We start from the raw sequence: 15,676 nt of genomic DNA on the forward strand, positions 1-15,676 counted from the left end.
GAGAGCAGCAATGTCGAATGCATCAGAGCGCCGGGTCAAGATCGTGGAAGTCGGGCCACGCGACGGCCTGCAAAACGAAAAGCTGCCTGTGCCATTGAATGCCAAGGTCGAGCTGATCAACCAGCTCAGCCGCGCAGGCCTGCGCTTTATCGAAGCGGCTTCGTTTGTGTCGCCCAAATGGGTTCCGCAAATGGCCGGCAGCGCCGAAGTAATGACCTTGATCGAACGTAGCCCTGGAGTTTGCTACAGCGCATTGACACCCAATCTGCAAGGACTGGAAGCTGCTCTGACTGCTCGCTGTGACGAGGTGGCGGTCTTTGGTGCGGCTTCGGAGACCTTCTCGCAACGCAATATCAATTGCAGCATTACGCAGAGTCTGGATCGCTTCAGACCTGTGGTGCAGAAGGCGCTGGAGGCCGGTGTCCCTGTGCGTGGCTATGTATCCTGCGTGTTGGGCTGCCCCTATGAGGGCGATGTTGCTGCAGAGGCGGTCTTGCAGGTTGCACAAGAGCTTTTGGCCATGGGGTGCCATGAGATATCTCTGGGCGATACGATTGGCCGCGGCTCGCCCGAATCCACACGCAAGCTGCTGGAAGTCTGCCTCAGGGACCTTCCCAGCGCGCGCCTGGCAGGCCATTTTCACGATACCTATGGTATGGCGGAAGCCAATGTCTGCGCATCTCTGGAGATGGGACTTCGCATTTTCGACAGCTCTGTGGCGGGCTTGGGCGGCTGCCCCTATGCCCAGGGAGCTTCAGGCAATCTGGCCACCGAAAAGCTGATCCATGCCTTGCATGCCATGGGCTATGAAACCGGCGTAGATATGTCCAGGGTTCAAGCCGCAGGTTGCTATATCCGACAAGTGTTGAGCGACTTACATGGCCAGCAAGTGGTGCAGCTCTGAAACCTGCGCTCTACATAAACACCAGCGCAAAAAGGCCTTGAGATCTCAGATCTCAAGGCCTTTTTCTTTGAAGGCGTCAACGCCCGCTGTCAGAGCAAGTCCCGACTTCTACACGCAAGTCTGCCATGTGCTGAAGCAGTCGTTGGTGTCTCTGAGATGAATTGCCTCAAGCCGCCAGAAGCACTCACCAGAGAGAATTCCTTCAAGGACTGCTCCTGGCTGTCTTTCACCTCAATTATTGCGATGAGCGGCTCATACTCTTCAACAGAGTCGATTGTGGTGTGCCTCTAGCCCAGCACCAGACAACTCACCTCCCCTCTTGCTGAGGGACAATAAAACTAAGCGTCGCGGTATAGCGTACATCGCTATATTTTTTACCGCCCACAGTAACCACTGCATCATTGACACGAGCCGATACCTCCAGCACATACAGGCCAGGGAAAGACGGCGTGAAGCTCACCGTACCGTCCTTTGACGGGGTCAGTGAACGGCGCCATCCTTCCCCCGTTTCGATATTCACTTGACTGGCTGCAACAGCTCGTCCCTTGAATATCAATCGAAAGGTGTTTCCGTCAGGGTGGGTCGGAACCAGCTCCAAGTCGTTCATGGCCTGAATGTCCTGGCGACCGTAGCGAGCTTGATAGTAGGTAAGAACTCCATCATCGAACCCGGTTGCAGAGAAGCGCAGATCGCTGAAGGGCTTGGGAACAACGATATGGTTGATCGCAGTCTGAATTGGCAATGATTTGCCATCAGCTTGCATGGCCTTGGGCTCCAGCAATGCAGGCAACTTGTCTAAAGGTTTGTGTAGCTCTCCTAGGTAGGCTCGGACCTCCGCCCCGTCAGGCTGCACCCAGAGATACTCCGCTTGTACCTGTGCTGGACACCATAGGCCACTGATTAGCAGGCACAAAGCCATTCGATGAAATACAGGAAGCAATTGCACTCAGTGATCCTCATCTTCAAGGTTGTATCCAATGCGCTCGGCGTCTTGGCGCCTTTTGGATTTCTTCCTGCTCGACAATGGCCTGCAGTCCAGGCCCTGCGTCGAACAGCACATAACAAAGGCTGGGCAGGTTGATTGCCGGTCAGCGTGGAGTTTCTATCCGCCTTGCCCAGAATCAGAATCAGCGGAGGTCCATCATTGCGAGCTCCAAGGCAGCGAAGTACTGACGTTCAACTTTGAATATCGGCATTCAGAAGTCATAACGCATTCCGACATTTACGCTGCGCGGAGCACCCCAGGTGTAGAACAAGCCTGCCGCGGTAAAGTTGGTGAGCCCGGCCATGTACTTCTTGTCCAGTGCATTGTTCACGTTCAGGCTGAACGACAGGTGCTTATCGACCTGATAGCGCGCCATCAGGTCCAGCACCGCATAACCCCTCTGCGACAAAGTGGCAGCGCTATTGCTCATCGAGGTCTTACCCTGCCAGCGTGTGGCCGCTCCCACAGTCAGTCCCCGCAACGAGCCCTGGTCAAAGCGATAGGTCGTGCCGAGCTTGAACTGGTACTTGGGATATTGACTGGCGCTGGTGAGCGAGCTGCTTTGCTGCACCAGACTGCCCTGCGCTTGCCAGCCGCGCGCGAGCTCGCCCGCCAACTCCAGCTCCCAGCCACGCCGCGTTGCAGACGAGACCGCACGGTAGGCCGTATTGCCCGCAGGAGTGAGATCACCACTTTCCTCTGCGGTGTTTTCCGTCTTCATCCAGAAGTGAGCGATGCTGGCGTTCAAGCGCTTGTCGAAGAATTCGGCCTTGGCGCCGACCTCATAAGTGTTGCCCTCCTCCGGTGCCAGCGTTGCACCCCGCGCATCCTGAGCCGTCTGCGGCTGGAAAATGTTGGCATAGCTTGCGTACAACGATACGTTCGGCTGCACCTCGTAGACCAACCCAGCGTACGGGGTGATCACACCGTTCTCCTTCATGTCATAGTTCCACCAATATGGTGTGATGTCGCGCTCTTCAAACCGAGTAACGCGTAACCCAGTGATCAACTGCAGAGGATCAGCCACCCGGAAGCGTCCCGCCGCATAGACATAACGCTGCTTCTGACTGAATTTGTTGTTGCCGTAGTTCAAGACACTGAAATCAGGCTGAGGCAGCACCGCCCCACCCTGTGCCATGTTGATACCGAGATTGCCGAGCGGCACCAGGTTCAACGCATTCAGCGGCAATTGCACATTGCTGTGAAAGCGCGATACGCCTGCGCCAGCCAGAAGTTCATGCGAGCGGCCCAACAGCTGGAATGTCCCCTTCACATCGAGATTGACGCTCCAGTTATCGGTCTCCATGTTGCGCCATCGGCCGAAGCTTGCGCGGTCCTGGTCGTAGAAGTAGCCAGCCTTCATATCGTCCATGGATACGTTCTGATGTGAAAACTTGAGCGTGGCTGTCCAGTCATCCGCCAGACGTTGCTCCAGACTGCCGAAGAGATTGAGACCTTTTTGGGAATATCCGCCCCAGGGGGCACCGGTGTTGAAAGAGCGCGGCATCCACGCCACCTCACCACCTGTTCGCGTGTAGCGCTGGATCGGCTGCGTAGTGCCGATGCCTTGTGCATCGCGTTCGCGATAAGTCATACCGAGGTTGAGGACTGTGCCGGGAGTGATGTCCGCTTCGAGTGCCCCGAACAGCATCTTGCTGCTGCTCTTTTCATGATCGCGGAATCCCCCCGCGTCCATGGCAGAAGCGACCAGACGCCCCCGTACCGTGCCCGCCTCGTTCAGTGGACCGCTCACATCGGCCTGTGTTCGATAGGTGTCCCAACTTCCCGCATTGGCACGCACGCTGGCCTGAAATTCGCGGGTGGGGCGTTTACGGATCATGTTCACTGTGGCGCCATAGTCGCCCTTGCCGACAACCAGACCGGATGAACCCTTGAGGACCTCGATCCGGTCGATCTCCGCCATATCGTCGAGCGAAAACATGGTGCTGGTAAGGTAGTACCAGCCGCTGCTCAGCTGTGCCATGCCATCGGTCTGCAGGTTTACCTTTGCCCCACGCGCTTGAAAGTCAGTGGCATTGTTCTGCCTGTAGACGGCGATGCCAGGTGTCTGTTCCATCACATCGGTCAGCGTCTCCAGCTTGAAGTCATCCATGCGCTGACGCGTCATGACGGTCACGGATTGAGGTGTCTCGCGTAGCGAGAGATTCAGGCCCGTTGCCGTCCGGCTGGGACCCGTCTGGGTGTAGCTGCCCGTGCCCTCGGTAACGCCGTCCCTCTCAAGCTGTGCAGTCACCGTGACTGTGGCCAGCGATGCGGAATCATCGTTTGACGCGATGGCCTTGATGATCAGGCCGCCCCCTTGAGTCACGGCGACCAAACCACTTCCAGCCAGCATCTGCTCCACAGCCTGCTTCAGCGTGAGAGCTCCATGGACGGGGCGCGCTGTCTTGCCAGCGACCAACGCGGGAGCAAACCCGATCGAGGTGCCAGAGGCCGCTGCCAGTTCATTGAGTGCGCTCCCCAATGGCTGGGAATTAATCGAGAAACTGATGCTTTTTCCACTATCAGCAGCGGATTGCGCCTGCGCAATCATCGGGGAGAGGACTGCCAGGGCTGCGGCCAAAGCAAGAGGAGCGGGCTGAAAATGAGGCTGCGTGAAGCGCATGGAGAGGGATTCCGAACGTCGAGTAATGAATGAAAATGAAACTCACTACTCTCTAAGACGCATCAGATCACCAGAAATACACCTCTAGTCCGAAAAAAAATTCGAAATGGCCGCATTGAGCATGAAGTGCTCAATGCGCACTGACGATTTCAGTCTTCCCCGATGACATGCCGACCAGCTTCACAGGCAGGATCTGGCTCAGCATGCGCGCAAACTCCCCTGGTCTATCAATCTGGTAGCTGCCGCCGATGGTCAGAGCGGCAACCGCAGGGTCGCGGATCTCCAGACCCGTAGGCCCGTAGCGCTCCAGCTCTAGCAATGCATCAGCCAGTGAGGTGTTATCAAAACGCACCAAGCCCTTGCGCCAAAGGGCGACACTGCCGGGAGAAACACTGGCCACCTGGCCTAACACCCCATTGGATGACACCCTCAGGCCTTGCCCTGCCAGCAATTCGACAGGCAGATCAGTCTTCGCGTTGGCGGCGCTGTAGGAACTGGTGACCCGTACATGGCCCTTCTCCACCGAAACATTGACAGCCCCGGCATCGGCCCCCTGGTTGCGATAGCGAACGGAAAACCGTGTCCCAAGTACCGTGACACGCGCAGGCCCAGCGAGGACATGAAATGGCTTCTTGGGATCGGCGGCGACCGAGAACATGATTTGTCCATCAGCAATCCGCACTTCTCGGCGGTCGCGGTACATGGTGACCTGAGCCTGGGTGTCGGTGTCCATGGCGATTTCGGTGCCATCTGGCAAGGTGACAAGCCTTTGCTGCCCCTTCTGCGCAACATAGCTGCTCTCGAATGTCGGCTGCAGCATCCATTGATGCCATCCAATCCCTGCCGCAAAGACCGCAGCACAACAGGCAGCGACCAAGGCAGAGCGCGGCTGCATCCAGCTAAACAGAGCGCCTGTGCGGGCCCATCCCTCCATCGCCTTCGGCTTCGCGGGCTCCTCGCCTAGCTGCGCAGAAGATCCACCACTGGCAATGGCTTCGCGCTTGAACGAGGAACGTGCTTTTGCAACCATATCGGAAGGAGCAGAACGCAGCACCGCCATGTCTTGTGTCAGACAACGAAATGCCGTGCCATGTGCAGCATCCTCAGCCAACCACTGACGCAGGGCTTCATGCTCGCTCTCGCTCAGGCCTTGCTCCCAACGCGAGTGCCATTCGACGGCCGCCACATCTACCGGATTCTGTCGACTGAAAAAATCCGCAAGCTCGCGCGCTTCCGCAGCCTCGTCAAAGGAGGCTGGCACATTGCGCTGGGATGCAAAAGAGTGACTCATCTTAGGGATACGGATGCGCGGGGCGGGGCAAAAATTCGCCCTCGGCGAAACAGCTACGCAAAACGCACGCGAATTTGCGATCACTCGACATTATCAAGTTCCATTCTGCGCGCAGCACAAGCAAGTTTTCCGCGGCTGATGTACTGATTCACCATGCTCAGCGACACCCCCATCCGCTCTGCAATTTCCTTGTTGGGCAACTCATCGAAGATGTACATGCAGAAGGCATCACGACACCGAGGCGGCAGTCCCTCGATAGTGTCAAGATATGCTTGAATGCTCTGAGACGATGCATAGGCATGCTCGGGCTGCAGATGCAGAGGACTCGCAGGCTGATCCCGCTCCTCCAAAGAATCGATATTTTGATGCTGGCGCACATCAGCCCGTCTGTCCATATCGATTTTGGCGCGCAAGGCTACCTGCCTCAGCAATGCACCTGGCTCAAGAATGACCTGCCCCTTCTGCTGCATGGAAAGCACACGGGCATAGCTTTCCTGCGCCAAGTCAGCCGCAGTATCGCGGTCTCTCACTTTGCGCAGGCAGAAATTCAACAGGTCTCTGTAGTAGCGGGTCAGCACGATCCAAAAAGCCAGTAGCAATGAGTGAGGTCGAACGTGCGCGGCGATAAGACAGCCTTGGAGCCCTGGCGCAAAGAGTTGCGATCAACTACACGGCAAAAATTATAAATTGATAATGCGACTTATTCTCAATCAATGTATCCGATGTGATGCGAACTGCGGGTACTGGTCGGTCGTGCCCCCTGTTCGGCTCAATGTCGACCGGCATGCCTGATGAGCACCGACAGCAAACCGCCTCAACCCGCCGTTTGGAGATCTGCGGTGGCCGACTGCTACTGGCCGATGTTGCCAACCGACAGAGACCCGGAACCAGGCTGGTGCCGCGTCAACTACTCCCAAGGTGTCAATGTCAGCAGCCGCTCCACCTCTTTCACTCTTTCATTTACCCAGCCTGCCACTGCTCGATACACAACTTTCAGCCTCTGCGCACCACACGTTTCGATTGCGTGGACGATTGAACAAAAGACCGTTGCATGTCTTGATCCAGACAGAGCACATCCAGGCTGGAGGCGTGTACAGAGCGCAGCGACTTGATGGCTGTGCCTCCAAAAAAAGCAAAGCACAAAGTTGGACTGATCTGAAAAAGCTGGCTCCTGAAGGCAGACGTTCACTAACCGGTAATGAATGAACTACGTGGCCATCAGCTCGGATTACCGATCTGCCGCCATGAAGTTTGACGGCTTGCTCCCGAGCCTCTTGCGAAACATCGTGGAGAAGGCACCCGGGCTGTCATAGCCCAGTTGAAGCGCCACCGTTGTCACCGAATCACCGGTCCCCAGTTTGGACATTGCAAAAAGAAGGCATGCCTGGCTTCTCCACTCTGAAAACGATATTCCGGTTTGCGAGCGAAAGAACCGGCTGAAGGTGCGTTCACTCTGGTGTAGCTGCTGCGCCCAGGCCAGCGGCGACAAGCGCACGTCGGGCTGGTGAAGGAAAGCAATGCATAGAGTCGCCAGTCGTTCATCCCGCGGTAGCGGCGCAAAGAAAGGCAGTGTTTCTGCGCGGCCGACCTCCAGCAGCAAAAGCGACATCAGCACGCCATCGCGACCGCGCTCGTCATACAGCGCTGGCAAGTCGATGGCTTCGATGAGCAGCTGCCGTAGCAGCGGGGACACGGCCAGCACCTCGCAATGCGATTGGCTCCGTGGTACCTCTTCAGGCTCGATGTAGAGGCTTCGAGTGTTGACTCCCACCATCTTCACCCTGTGCGGCTTGCCTGCTGGAATCCACACGCCACAGTGGGGAGGTATCACCCAGGCGCCATCGTCAGTACCGACCTCCATCAATCCGGTCGCGCCATAGAGGAACTGTGCACGGCGATGGCTATGGGTATCCAGAACGGTGCCAGGCGCGTAGTCGGTGCCAATGGCCACAACGGCACGAGGCGTGGCATCGAGGGAGTTCAGTGATTGATTGCGCACAGCAAGACTGCAAAGAGCGAATGGCCGAAATGCAAATATTGTTGACCAAACATCGAAAGCGCGCCACTCCAGAGCAATCTACTGTGATGGCTCCTGCATCAATGGAGTTTTTCGTGTCCTTGTATTTGTTGTTGGCGGTCTGCGGATGTGTGACGGGCGTCACTACCGTTCTCTTTGGTTTCGGTGGCGGATTCGTGGTGGTTCCGCTGCTATACCGCTTGCTGTCTACACCGAACGCCCCAGGCAGCGCAGTGGGGCAGTCAGCCATGCAGATTGCCGTTGCAACATCCACCTGCGTGATGGTCTTCGGTGCGCTCCTCGCAACGTGGCGTCACCAACGGGCAGGAACAGTGGATTGGACGAATGTCAGACCTTTGCTGGGTCCCATTGGCGCGGGGGCCGTACTTGGCGCACTTGCGGCAACCGTTGTTCAAAGCGAATGGCTGCGTTGGGCCTTTGCGGCATATCTGGTGCTGACCATCCTGGACTGCTGGTTGAGGCCTGGGTTTCTTGCTCAGCCCTCAAGAATGCAGCACCGCCCTGGGCCGCTGGCGAATGCACTGTCCGGACTGGTGATCGGCTGGGTTGCTGCACTGCTGGGGGTTGGCGGCAGCGTGATGACCGTTCCCCTGATGCGCCGCCGTGGAATCGAAATGACACAAGCAACCGCCATGGCGAATCCGCTATCACTGCCGGTCGCGCTGGCAGGAACTGGGACTTACATCGTCCTGTCCGCTCAATCTCCTTTACCTCTTGGAGAGTGGCACCTGGGCTATATCGACATACGAGCTGCTGCTGTGCTCGTGGCTGGCTCCTGGATCGGCATCCGTGCAGCATCGCTGTGGATCGGGCGCATTCCAGACCGAGTTCACGCAAAGGTCTATTTAGGACTGTTGATCGCCGTTTTTTTGGCTATGGTGACAACATGACCGTGAGCTACTCTGCCTGCACCCCGAACGTCGGCTTGTGAACGAAAGCTCTATTTCGCCAGAGCCCCTGAAGCAGTCTTCAGCCGACTTGCTGCGCGCATCGAACGTCTGCTGACACAGGCGTCTATAGAACCCGCACTAGCGGCCATTGGCATTCGTTCGGGTGAGAAGCCTGAACGATCTACCAAGAGCCGCATGGGTGATATGGCCTGATGAGGCTTCTGATAGAGGTATGGCTCAGGCAGTAAATCGCTTCAGAATCAACGACGCATTTACACCACCGAAACCAAATCCGTTGAGCATTGCGTGCTCTATTGCATGAGCACGCGCACTCCCGGCGATCAGGTCCAGGCCGTCCGCCAGAGGATCTGGATGCTCCAGATTGAGCACGGGTGGCGCGATCTGGTCGCGCAAGGCCAATACGGTGAAGATCGCAGCAGCTCCGCCAGCAGCACCCAGCATGTGGCCCACGGCTGCTTTGGTAGCCGTGATGGAGGGTCCGTGGCCTGCTCCAAACACTTGACGAATGGCTGCCAGCTCTCCCCGGTCACCCACGGGAGTAGAGGTTGCGTGAGCATTCAGGTGTTGAATATCACGAGCTTGCAACTGTGCCTGTCGCAACGCGGCGCACATCGATCGCGCGGCGCCTGATCCATCCTCGGGCCCGGAGGTGACATGGTATGCATCGGCAGAGGTGCCATAGCCCACGACCTCGGCCAGCGGCCTGACGCCGCGCGCCAATGCATGATCCAGTGCCTCCAGCACCAGCAGGCCTGCACCTTCAGCCATGACAAAGCCGTCCCGTGCCTGATCGAAAGGTCGGGAAGCCTTCGCGGGATCGCCGCCGCAGAAAGTGGTCACTGCTTTTGCCGCAGCAAAACTGCCGAGCGCAACTCGATCAATCGTGGCTTCGCTACCACCGCAGAGCGCCATGTCCGCTTCGTCATTGCGAATCAGACGTGCCGCATCGCCAATGGCCTGGATGCTGGCTGCGCAAGCCGTCACCGGAGCACCCAACGGCCCCTTGAGCTGGTGCCTGATCGACACCTGTCCCGAAGCCAGATTGGCCAGGAACGCCGGTACGGTGAAAGGCGACAAGCGCTGTGGCCCTTTGCCGTCCGTGGTTCGCACCGCTTCAACAATGGTACTGAAGCCGCCCACACCGGAGCCGATGATAGTCGCCGCACGCTCCTGTTGCTCGACGCTTGGATGAAGCCATTGCGCGTGTGCCAGAGCCTGGTCTGCCGCCCCCAATGCAAATGCGATGAAGCGATCCATGCGGCGTAGCTCCTTGGCCGAGATCACGGCTTCAGGGCTCCACCCGGCTTGCGGATCCTGCTCCAGGCCTGGCACCTGCCCGGCGATGGAGACGCCTGTGCCTTCACCCACACCGGCGCTCAAGGCACGTACCCCGGACTGGCCGGCCAGCAGGCGTTGCCAGGCCAGCTCCACATTGCACCCTAGAGGAGAGACCAAGCCCAAACCGGTGATGACTACCCGACGACCCATGCTGCACCTTCCGCTATTGAACCCAGGAACTGAGCCCAACTTTATTGATGATGATCGCAATCATAAATGAGTTTTGATGATGAGTATCATCTAACGTATGAAAGTGAGCAAAGCACAGGCCGCCGAGAACCGCGAAGGAATCGTGGATGCCGCTGCGCGCCTTTATCGAGAAAAGGGCCTGGATGGCGTGGGCGTGGCAGAGATCACACGCGATGCGGGCTTGACACATGGCGGGCTGTACCGACACTTCGAGTCCAAGGATGCTCTCGCACGCGAGGCCTGCCTGCGTGCATTTGAGTGGACCATCACGCCGCTAGACGGACTGGAATCCTCGAAGGCGGATGACGCGCCTGCAACCAGGCTCCGCGCGCTGGTGCATGGCTATCTTTCTGCGACGCATCGCGATCACCCCGGAGAGGGCTGCCCCGCTGCGGCATTGGCAGCAGATGCCGCAAGAGCGGGGCCTGAGATGTCGGAGGTTTTTGCCCAGGGAGTGGAACGCAATATCCAGCGCTTTATGAGCGTGCTCCAAGGTGATGATGCAGCCAAACGTACTCAGACTATCGTGACCCTCAGCAGCATGGTTGGAGCCTTGGTTCTCGCTCGTGCCACGGCAGCGGGCAATCCGGCGCTTTCTGAAGAAATATTGGCAAGCTTGCGGGAGCAGTTAGCCCCGTAGTCGCCCGAATTAGGCATGCGCTCGCACATCTGATGCGCATCTCAATTCAGAGCGTGGTGGCTGTCACGGTCTGGCCCGGGTCACACTGGATATCCAGACCGTTGTAGCACCAGCGCAGGTCGCAGTGCACCACGTCAACACTGCCTTCCTGTGAGCGGGCCGACTGGCGCCGGTGCGGCGCCCTGGGCCATAGCAGAGAGCGGCTTGTGCTGCCGCTGTCATTCAGAGAGCGCCGTATTCGCTCAACTTCTTGCTGAACCTGAAGGTCCACAGTCGCTGCGCGCGATCATTGACCTCATTGGTGGTAAAGCGCAGGCTCGCCGAGCCCTTGGCGCACTTGCCATCGTTCACGATCTTGCCGTCGGCATCCACCATGCACTTGGTGACGTCCGAGCCTTCGATCTCCTTGCCGCTGGCGTCCAGCACGGCCAGCGAGACACCGAAGTCGGTGTCGTTGGTAAGCGCCAAGGTGTAGTCATCGACCAGTGCCAGCCCCTCGGCCTTCTCGGCCACCCAGCCGGTGGCGTTCAAGTTGAAGAGGCGAGTTTTCTTGAGCGCCACTACCTTGGAATAGTCCGAGCCATTGACCGGTTTGCCAGTCAGGCTGCTCTTTTCCAGGTCGGAGCCCAGCGCGGTGATGTCGGTAACGTTGGCCGGAAACTCGATCAGCACCAGATCGTTAAAGACTTTTTTGTCTTTGCCCGTTCCTTGCTCGATGGCGATGAACTTCCCATTGCCCAGCGAGACCACATCACCCAGCTTGGCGTTGCCGGTCTTACCCTGGCTGTACCAGCTGCCGTCCACGGGCAATGCAAACAAACGGGTTTTCTCGGTAGTCGGGTCAAACTCCACCCAGCGCACAAAGCGGGCGTAGTCGCGCACGTTTTCCGACGTGCCGGTCGCATCGGGAACGGCAGCAGTGGTGTAGTCGGCCTTGCCGTCGTTCAGCGGACTTTGCAGGAAACCGTGCAACTTGCCGCTGGCCACATCGATGCTCAGCCCCTCCATGCCACGGTTGGCGCGGCGTTTGGCGAGGATGGCAGGCAGATCGGCCGCGTCAGTACCGGGCTTGTATTTCTTCAGGATGATGCCGGTAGCCGGGTCGATCTTCACGATGAAGGGGCCGTATTCGTCAGAAACCCACAGCACCTTGCGTGCTGCATCCACCACCACGGATTCGGTGTCCAGGCCGAATTCACTGTAGCCCTTGGCCTTGCCAGGATAGGTGAAGGAGTCGTCCAGAACTTGCTCGCCTGTGTTGCCTGTGATGCCCCGTGGCTGCACACGACCATTGGCGTTCTGCGCAGCGCTGAACTTGACCGGCAAGGTCGAGACGAGCCTGGCCCCCTCCTTGTCGAGGGTGATCACGCCGATGGACGGCGTGAAATTGGGCGAAGGAAACACCGTGGAACTGGCGAAGCCCGTGGAGTTGGAGCCGTCGGTGATCTGCGTGACCGGACCGGTGGTGGCGTTCGGGCCGCGATCGGTGATGGCGTAGAACTCAAGCGTGCCGTCGGCGCGCCGGCCCTTCAAGGCCAGGCCCGAGCCATAGGCCGGCAGAAAGCCTTTGGGGAAATCGGCCTTGGTGCCAGGATGGCGGCCTTCGTAGGGGAAATAGAACTTGTCGTCGAACTGCACGTCCTGACGCGTGACGACGGCGCTGATGCTGCCGACGCCGGTGGTCTGCATGACCGCCTCGGAGTTGGCGACCTGGAGCGGGCGGGTATCGGCACAAGCGCTCAGCAAGGCAACCGCGGCGGCGGTCGCAGCCATCAGGCAGGATGAAGAAGTGAGGTGGCGCATGGCGGGTATGGCTTGAGAGGAAAATGGAAGTCCCCAAAAAGCAAGCCCGGCGAGGCGGAGGCCTGCTCGACCTTGGAGACTTCTTTGCGCAAAGAGGCGTCGTGCAGCTCAGAACGAGTGGCTGATGCCGATATCCACGCCAGTCGACCCGGTGTTGGCTACACCTGCAGGGCCGCCGATCAGGCCAATGCTGGCGCCATTCTTGTTGTTGACACGCGCAACCCCGGCGTACATGGAGGTGCGCTTGGAGAAGTCGTAGACATATCCGATCGAATACTTGTCGGTCTTGCCACCGCTGCGCGTGAGGGCCGTGGCGTTACCGCTGAACTTGGCGCTGGCGTACTTGATGCGGAAGCTGCCAGACCCCGCGGGGATGGTTGCGCCCAGGTAGAGGCCGTCCACCTTCCCGGAGGTCGCGCCGCTGACGGGTTTCCACTTCAGGCTGTTGTATCCGCCATTGAGCACGAAACTGCCGAAGTTGTATGAAGCGCCCAGCGCCAAGTCTTCCAGGTCGCTGGTTGCGGCGATGGCGCTGGGCGAAGTCACGGCCGCAGTGCCGTCGATCTTGCCGTAGCCGATACCCACGTTCAGCGGGCCAGAGCGATAGCCCAGGTTACCGCCTATGTATCTGCGGGCCTTGCTTGCGCCAGAGTTGGAGGCATTTTCATCACCAAAGGAAACCGAGAACTGACCGTAGACACCGCCCAGGTTGCGCGGCAGGAAGTAGCCCACGGAGTTGCTGATGCGCGTGCGGTCCACCGTGCCGCTTTGGCTGGCGGCGTTATACGCAGTCTGGCGGATCGTCTGGAACAGGTTGGCCTGCACGCCGGTGGTGGTGTCGGGGCCCCCGAACGCGGTGAAGATGTTGTAGCTGGGGGTGTAGTCGCGACCCAGGCGGATTTCACCCCAGGAATTGTTGATCAGTCCGATAGTGGAACGGCGCTCGAAACCCAGAGAGCCGCTGCTGCCGCCACTACCGGCGTCAGGGCTGAGGCCACCTTCGAGCCAGAACTGAGCCTGGTTGCCGCCGCCGAGGTCTTCAGTGCCGCGAAAGCCGATCAGGCTGGTCTTGCCTTGGCTGGAGTTCAGAGCATTGAGCCTGTTGCTGCCGGACTTGGCACTGGTGATGCCGACGTCCACTACGCCAAAAATGGTGATGGAAGACTGTGCCAGGGCCAGGCTGGAAGAAGAGGCTAGGAATGAGCCAACCACGACTGCCAGAGTACGCGAGCACGTTTTATGATTTTTCATTGGCGAAATACGAACGGAACTTGTCAGAGGAAATGGCGGTGGCTTTCTTGCAACCGCTGCCGGAACTTTAGGCAACACATAAGTACGTTTTGTGACATTTGTACTCTGTGACATGAAAGTAACAGCAGCGGTGCATGCGGAGCGTTAGCTACCGGCAGCTCCTGGCCGGACTGCGACAGTCGCAGATCAACCCGTGGAGGTCGTTCAAGTGTCAATGACCATGCCTGCTATGCAGCGCTTACCGGCTGGTGCCCACATGCACGCTAGCCGGGTGCATAGCAAGAGGCGTCTGAATAAAAACCGACGAGGCACATCCAGCACCTGGAAAGCTCAGCCGGCCGCGCGACTCCCGTCACTGCAGACATGGCTTTCTATCCGCGTGGAATCCAGCGCCCGTCATTCAATGCGGTACAGGCTGCCGAAGCCACCCCCTTGCGCCGGCATGCCGTCGGTGCAGCCAGGCATTGGCAGGCCCTGTCCCCATCCAGCTGCCAAGACCTGCACGTCATGCATAGGATTGGACGCCCTGGCACGCTCATTGCGGATGCGGCAGGTTTCAGGATCAGTGGCGAACAGCCCGCGTGCGAAGACCCGGCCTTGTTCCGCCAGCCTTGCGGTTTTCGAGGCTCGGATTTTCGCAAACGCCTGGAAGACATCGTCCAAGCCGCCACTTGCGCCATCCAGGCACCGGGCCAAATGCCACGCATCTTCCAGTGCCTGGCAGGCACCCTGCCCCGACGTCGGCAACGGCGCATGCGCGGCATCGCCAACCAGCAGCACATTCGCCCTGCTCCATGTATGCAGCGGCTCCAGGTCATGCACCGCAATCAGCCGGATAGCATTTTCGGGCGTGGCACGGACGATTGCCAAGATCGGCTCAGGCCATTGCGCGAACAGCTTCTCGACCTCCTTGCGCAGATCTGCGGTGGGCGTAACCTCGCTGAAGGGCCGTGCCTGCGCCGCAGCCCAATACACCAGCTCGGGGCGAATCGGCACGCAACCAAAGCGCTCGCCCGCCCCCCAGAAATCCTGAATCGCAATATCGTCCACCAGCGCATGCTGCCCCTGCGCCACGCCGATCCAGTTCACGAAGCCCTGATAGACAGGTGTGTTGTCACCCGCGACAAACTTGCGCGCCACTGACCCCATGCGACCGTCGGCGCCAATGAGCAGATCCGGGCGGATGCTCGCACCGTTCTCGAAATAGGCCACGGCCCTGCCATTGGCATCCAGCTCGACGGCCACCGCCCGGTGTCCGAACTCCACCGGTATCCCGGCCCGGGCTGCGTGATCCAGCAGCACCTCCTGCAAGTGCCTGCGCAGCACCGTGTAGGTCGGGTAGCCCATCGTCCGGTCCAGCAAGGCGATATCGAGGCCTCCCAATGCATTGCCCATGGCATCCTTGCGGCGCATTGTCAGCGGCCGACCGCCAATGGCCGCTATGTCTTGCAGCAGCCCCAACTCTTCCAGCACAAAGCTCGCATTGGGCCAGAGCGTCACGCCTGCCCCCATGGTTGCCGGCTCCGTTCGACGCTCATAGACCCGAGGGTTGTAACCCTGCTTGCGCAAAGCCAGCGCCACGCTCAAGCCCGCAATGCCACCGCCAAGTATTCCAATTTCCACGCTGAATCTCTCCTGTCCATACGATGCCCGATATACGGCGCACTGCGTTGTATCGAGCAAAAGGGCATCTTAGATTT

The 15,676-nt window shown here is 58.9% G+C and carries 12 protein-coding genes and 1 pseudogene; 3 read left to right on the forward strand and 10 right to left on the reverse strand.

Going from position 1 to position 15,676, the window contains the following annotated elements; translation table 11 throughout:
* Positions 1–10 precede the first annotated feature (10 nt).
* On the forward strand, positions 11–904 hold the full coding sequence (locus MPZ60_RS16525) for a hydroxymethylglutaryl-CoA lyase (protein ID WP_034356325.1): 894 nt from the start codon (positions 11–13) through the stop codon (positions 902–904).
* A 307-nt stretch (positions 905–1,211) separates the two neighbouring features.
* On the opposite strand, the gene MPZ60_RS16530 is transcribed toward MPZ60_RS16525, so the two are convergent.
* The 5 genes from MPZ60_RS16530 to MPZ60_RS16550 all read right to left on the reverse strand — a co-directional run bounded on the left by MPZ60_RS16530 (position 1,212) and on the right by MPZ60_RS16550 (position 7,805).
* A complete protein-coding gene (locus MPZ60_RS16530) occupies positions 1,212–1,667 on the reverse strand; it encodes a DUF4198 domain-containing protein (RefSeq protein ID WP_224648492.1) in 456 nt (151 codons plus the stop codon).
* Between the two features lie 433 nt (positions 1,668–2,100).
* Positions 2,101–4,515 carry a TonB-dependent receptor gene (locus MPZ60_RS16535; RefSeq protein ID WP_034356331.1) on the reverse strand — a complete coding sequence of 805 codons (2,415 nt, stop codon included), beginning with the start codon at positions 4,513–4,515 and terminating at the stop codon, positions 2,101–2,103.
* Between the two features lie 130 nt (positions 4,516–4,645).
* Positions 4,646–5,806, reverse strand: a complete 1,161-nt coding sequence (locus MPZ60_RS16540; protein ID WP_034356335.1) for a FecR family protein — start codon at positions 5,804–5,806, stop codon at positions 4,646–4,648.
* 80 nt (positions 5,807–5,886) lie between these two features.
* A complete protein-coding gene (locus tag MPZ60_RS16545) occupies positions 5,887–6,384 on the reverse strand; it encodes an RNA polymerase sigma factor (protein ID WP_034356407.1) in 498 nt (165 codons plus the stop codon).
* A 650-nt stretch (positions 6,385–7,034) separates the two neighbouring features.
* Positions 7,035–7,805 carry a helix-turn-helix domain-containing protein gene (locus tag MPZ60_RS16550; protein ID WP_034356338.1) on the reverse strand — a complete coding sequence of 257 codons (771 nt, stop codon included), beginning with the start codon at positions 7,803–7,805 and terminating at the stop codon, positions 7,035–7,037.
* A 20-nt stretch (positions 7,806–7,825) separates the two neighbouring features.
* On the opposite strand from MPZ60_RS16550, the gene MPZ60_RS16555 reads away from it, so the two are divergent.
* Entirely contained in the window at positions 7,826–8,734 is a 909-nt protein-coding gene (locus MPZ60_RS16555; RefSeq protein WP_034356341.1) for a sulfite exporter TauE/SafE family protein, read from the forward strand.
* A gap of 237 nt (positions 8,735–8,971) precedes the next feature.
* On the opposite strand, the gene fabF is transcribed toward MPZ60_RS16555, so the two are convergent.
* Positions 8,972–10,243 carry a beta-ketoacyl-ACP synthase II gene (gene fabF / locus MPZ60_RS16560; RefSeq protein ID WP_080746128.1) on the reverse strand — a complete coding sequence of 424 codons (1,272 nt, stop codon included), beginning with the start codon at positions 10,241–10,243 and terminating at the stop codon, positions 8,972–8,974.
* Positions 10,244–10,340: 97 nt separating this feature from the next.
* Between fabF and MPZ60_RS16565 the strand changes: the two genes are divergently transcribed.
* Complete coding sequence (locus MPZ60_RS16565) at positions 10,341–10,922, forward strand: TetR/AcrR family transcriptional regulator (RefSeq protein ID WP_034356347.1); 582 nt, start codon at positions 10,341–10,343, stop codon at positions 10,920–10,922.
* A 55-nt stretch (positions 10,923–10,977) separates the two neighbouring features.
* On the opposite strand, the pseudogene MPZ60_RS16570 reads toward MPZ60_RS16565, so the two are convergent.
* The 4 genes and pseudogenes from MPZ60_RS16570 to MPZ60_RS16585 all read right to left on the reverse strand — a co-directional run.
* Positions 10,978–11,121 (reverse strand): annotated as a pseudogene (locus MPZ60_RS16570) (IS3 family transposase); the annotation flags it as partial.
* A gap of 23 nt (positions 11,122–11,144) precedes the next feature.
* Positions 11,145–12,725 carry an esterase-like activity of phytase family protein gene (locus tag MPZ60_RS16575; RefSeq protein WP_034356349.1) on the reverse strand — a complete coding sequence of 527 codons (1,581 nt, stop codon included), beginning with the start codon at positions 12,723–12,725 and terminating at the stop codon, positions 11,145–11,147.
* Positions 12,726–12,833: 108 nt separating this feature from the next.
* Positions 12,834–13,976, reverse strand: coding sequence for a porin (locus MPZ60_RS16580; RefSeq protein ID WP_052057622.1), 1,143 nt, complete (start codon positions 13,974–13,976; stop codon positions 12,834–12,836).
* Positions 13,977–14,372: 396 nt separating this feature from the next.
* Entirely contained in the window at positions 14,373–15,599 is a 1,227-nt protein-coding gene (locus MPZ60_RS16585) for an FAD-dependent monooxygenase (protein WP_034356355.1), read from the reverse strand.
* Positions 15,600–15,676 lie beyond the last annotated feature (77 nt).

Source organism: Comamonas sp. 7D-2, assembly GCF_022749555.1.
Lineage (GTDB): Bacteria > Pseudomonadota > Gammaproteobacteria > Burkholderiales > Burkholderiaceae_C > Comamonas > Comamonas thiooxydans.

Bases quoted from the DNA above. Each gene is read 5' to 3' on its own strand.
- MPZ60_RS16535 (WP_034356331.1), bottom strand. From the start codon at position 4,515: ATGCGCTTCACGCAGCCTCATTTTCAGCCCGCTCCTCTTGCTTTGGCC.
- MPZ60_RS16540 (WP_034356335.1), bottom strand. From the start codon at position 5,806: ATGAGTCACTCTTTTGCATCCCAGCGCAATGTGCCAGCCTCCTTTGAC.
- MPZ60_RS16555 (WP_034356341.1), top strand. From the start codon at position 7,826: ATGGCCGAAATGCAAATATTGTTGACCAAACATCGAAAGCGCGCCACT.
- MPZ60_RS16530 (WP_224648492.1), bottom strand. From the start codon at position 1,667: ATGCAAGCTGATGGCAAATCATTGCCAATTCAGACTGCGATCAACCAT.
- MPZ60_RS16525 (WP_034356325.1), top strand. From the start codon at position 11: ATGTCGAATGCATCAGAGCGCCGGGTCAAGATCGTGGAAGTCGGGCCA.
- fabF (WP_080746128.1), bottom strand. From the start codon at position 10,243: ATGGGTCGTCGGGTAGTCATCACCGGTTTGGGCTTGGTCTCTCCTCTA.
- MPZ60_RS16575 (WP_034356349.1), bottom strand. From the start codon at position 12,725: ATGCGCCACCTCACTTCTTCATCCTGCCTGATGGCTGCGACCGCCGCC.
- MPZ60_RS16565 (WP_034356347.1), top strand. From the start codon at position 10,341: ATGAAAGTGAGCAAAGCACAGGCCGCCGAGAACCGCGAAGGAATCGTG.
- MPZ60_RS16580 (WP_052057622.1), bottom strand. From the start codon at position 13,976: ATGAAAAATCATAAAACGTGCTCGCGTACTCTGGCAGTCGTGGTTGGC.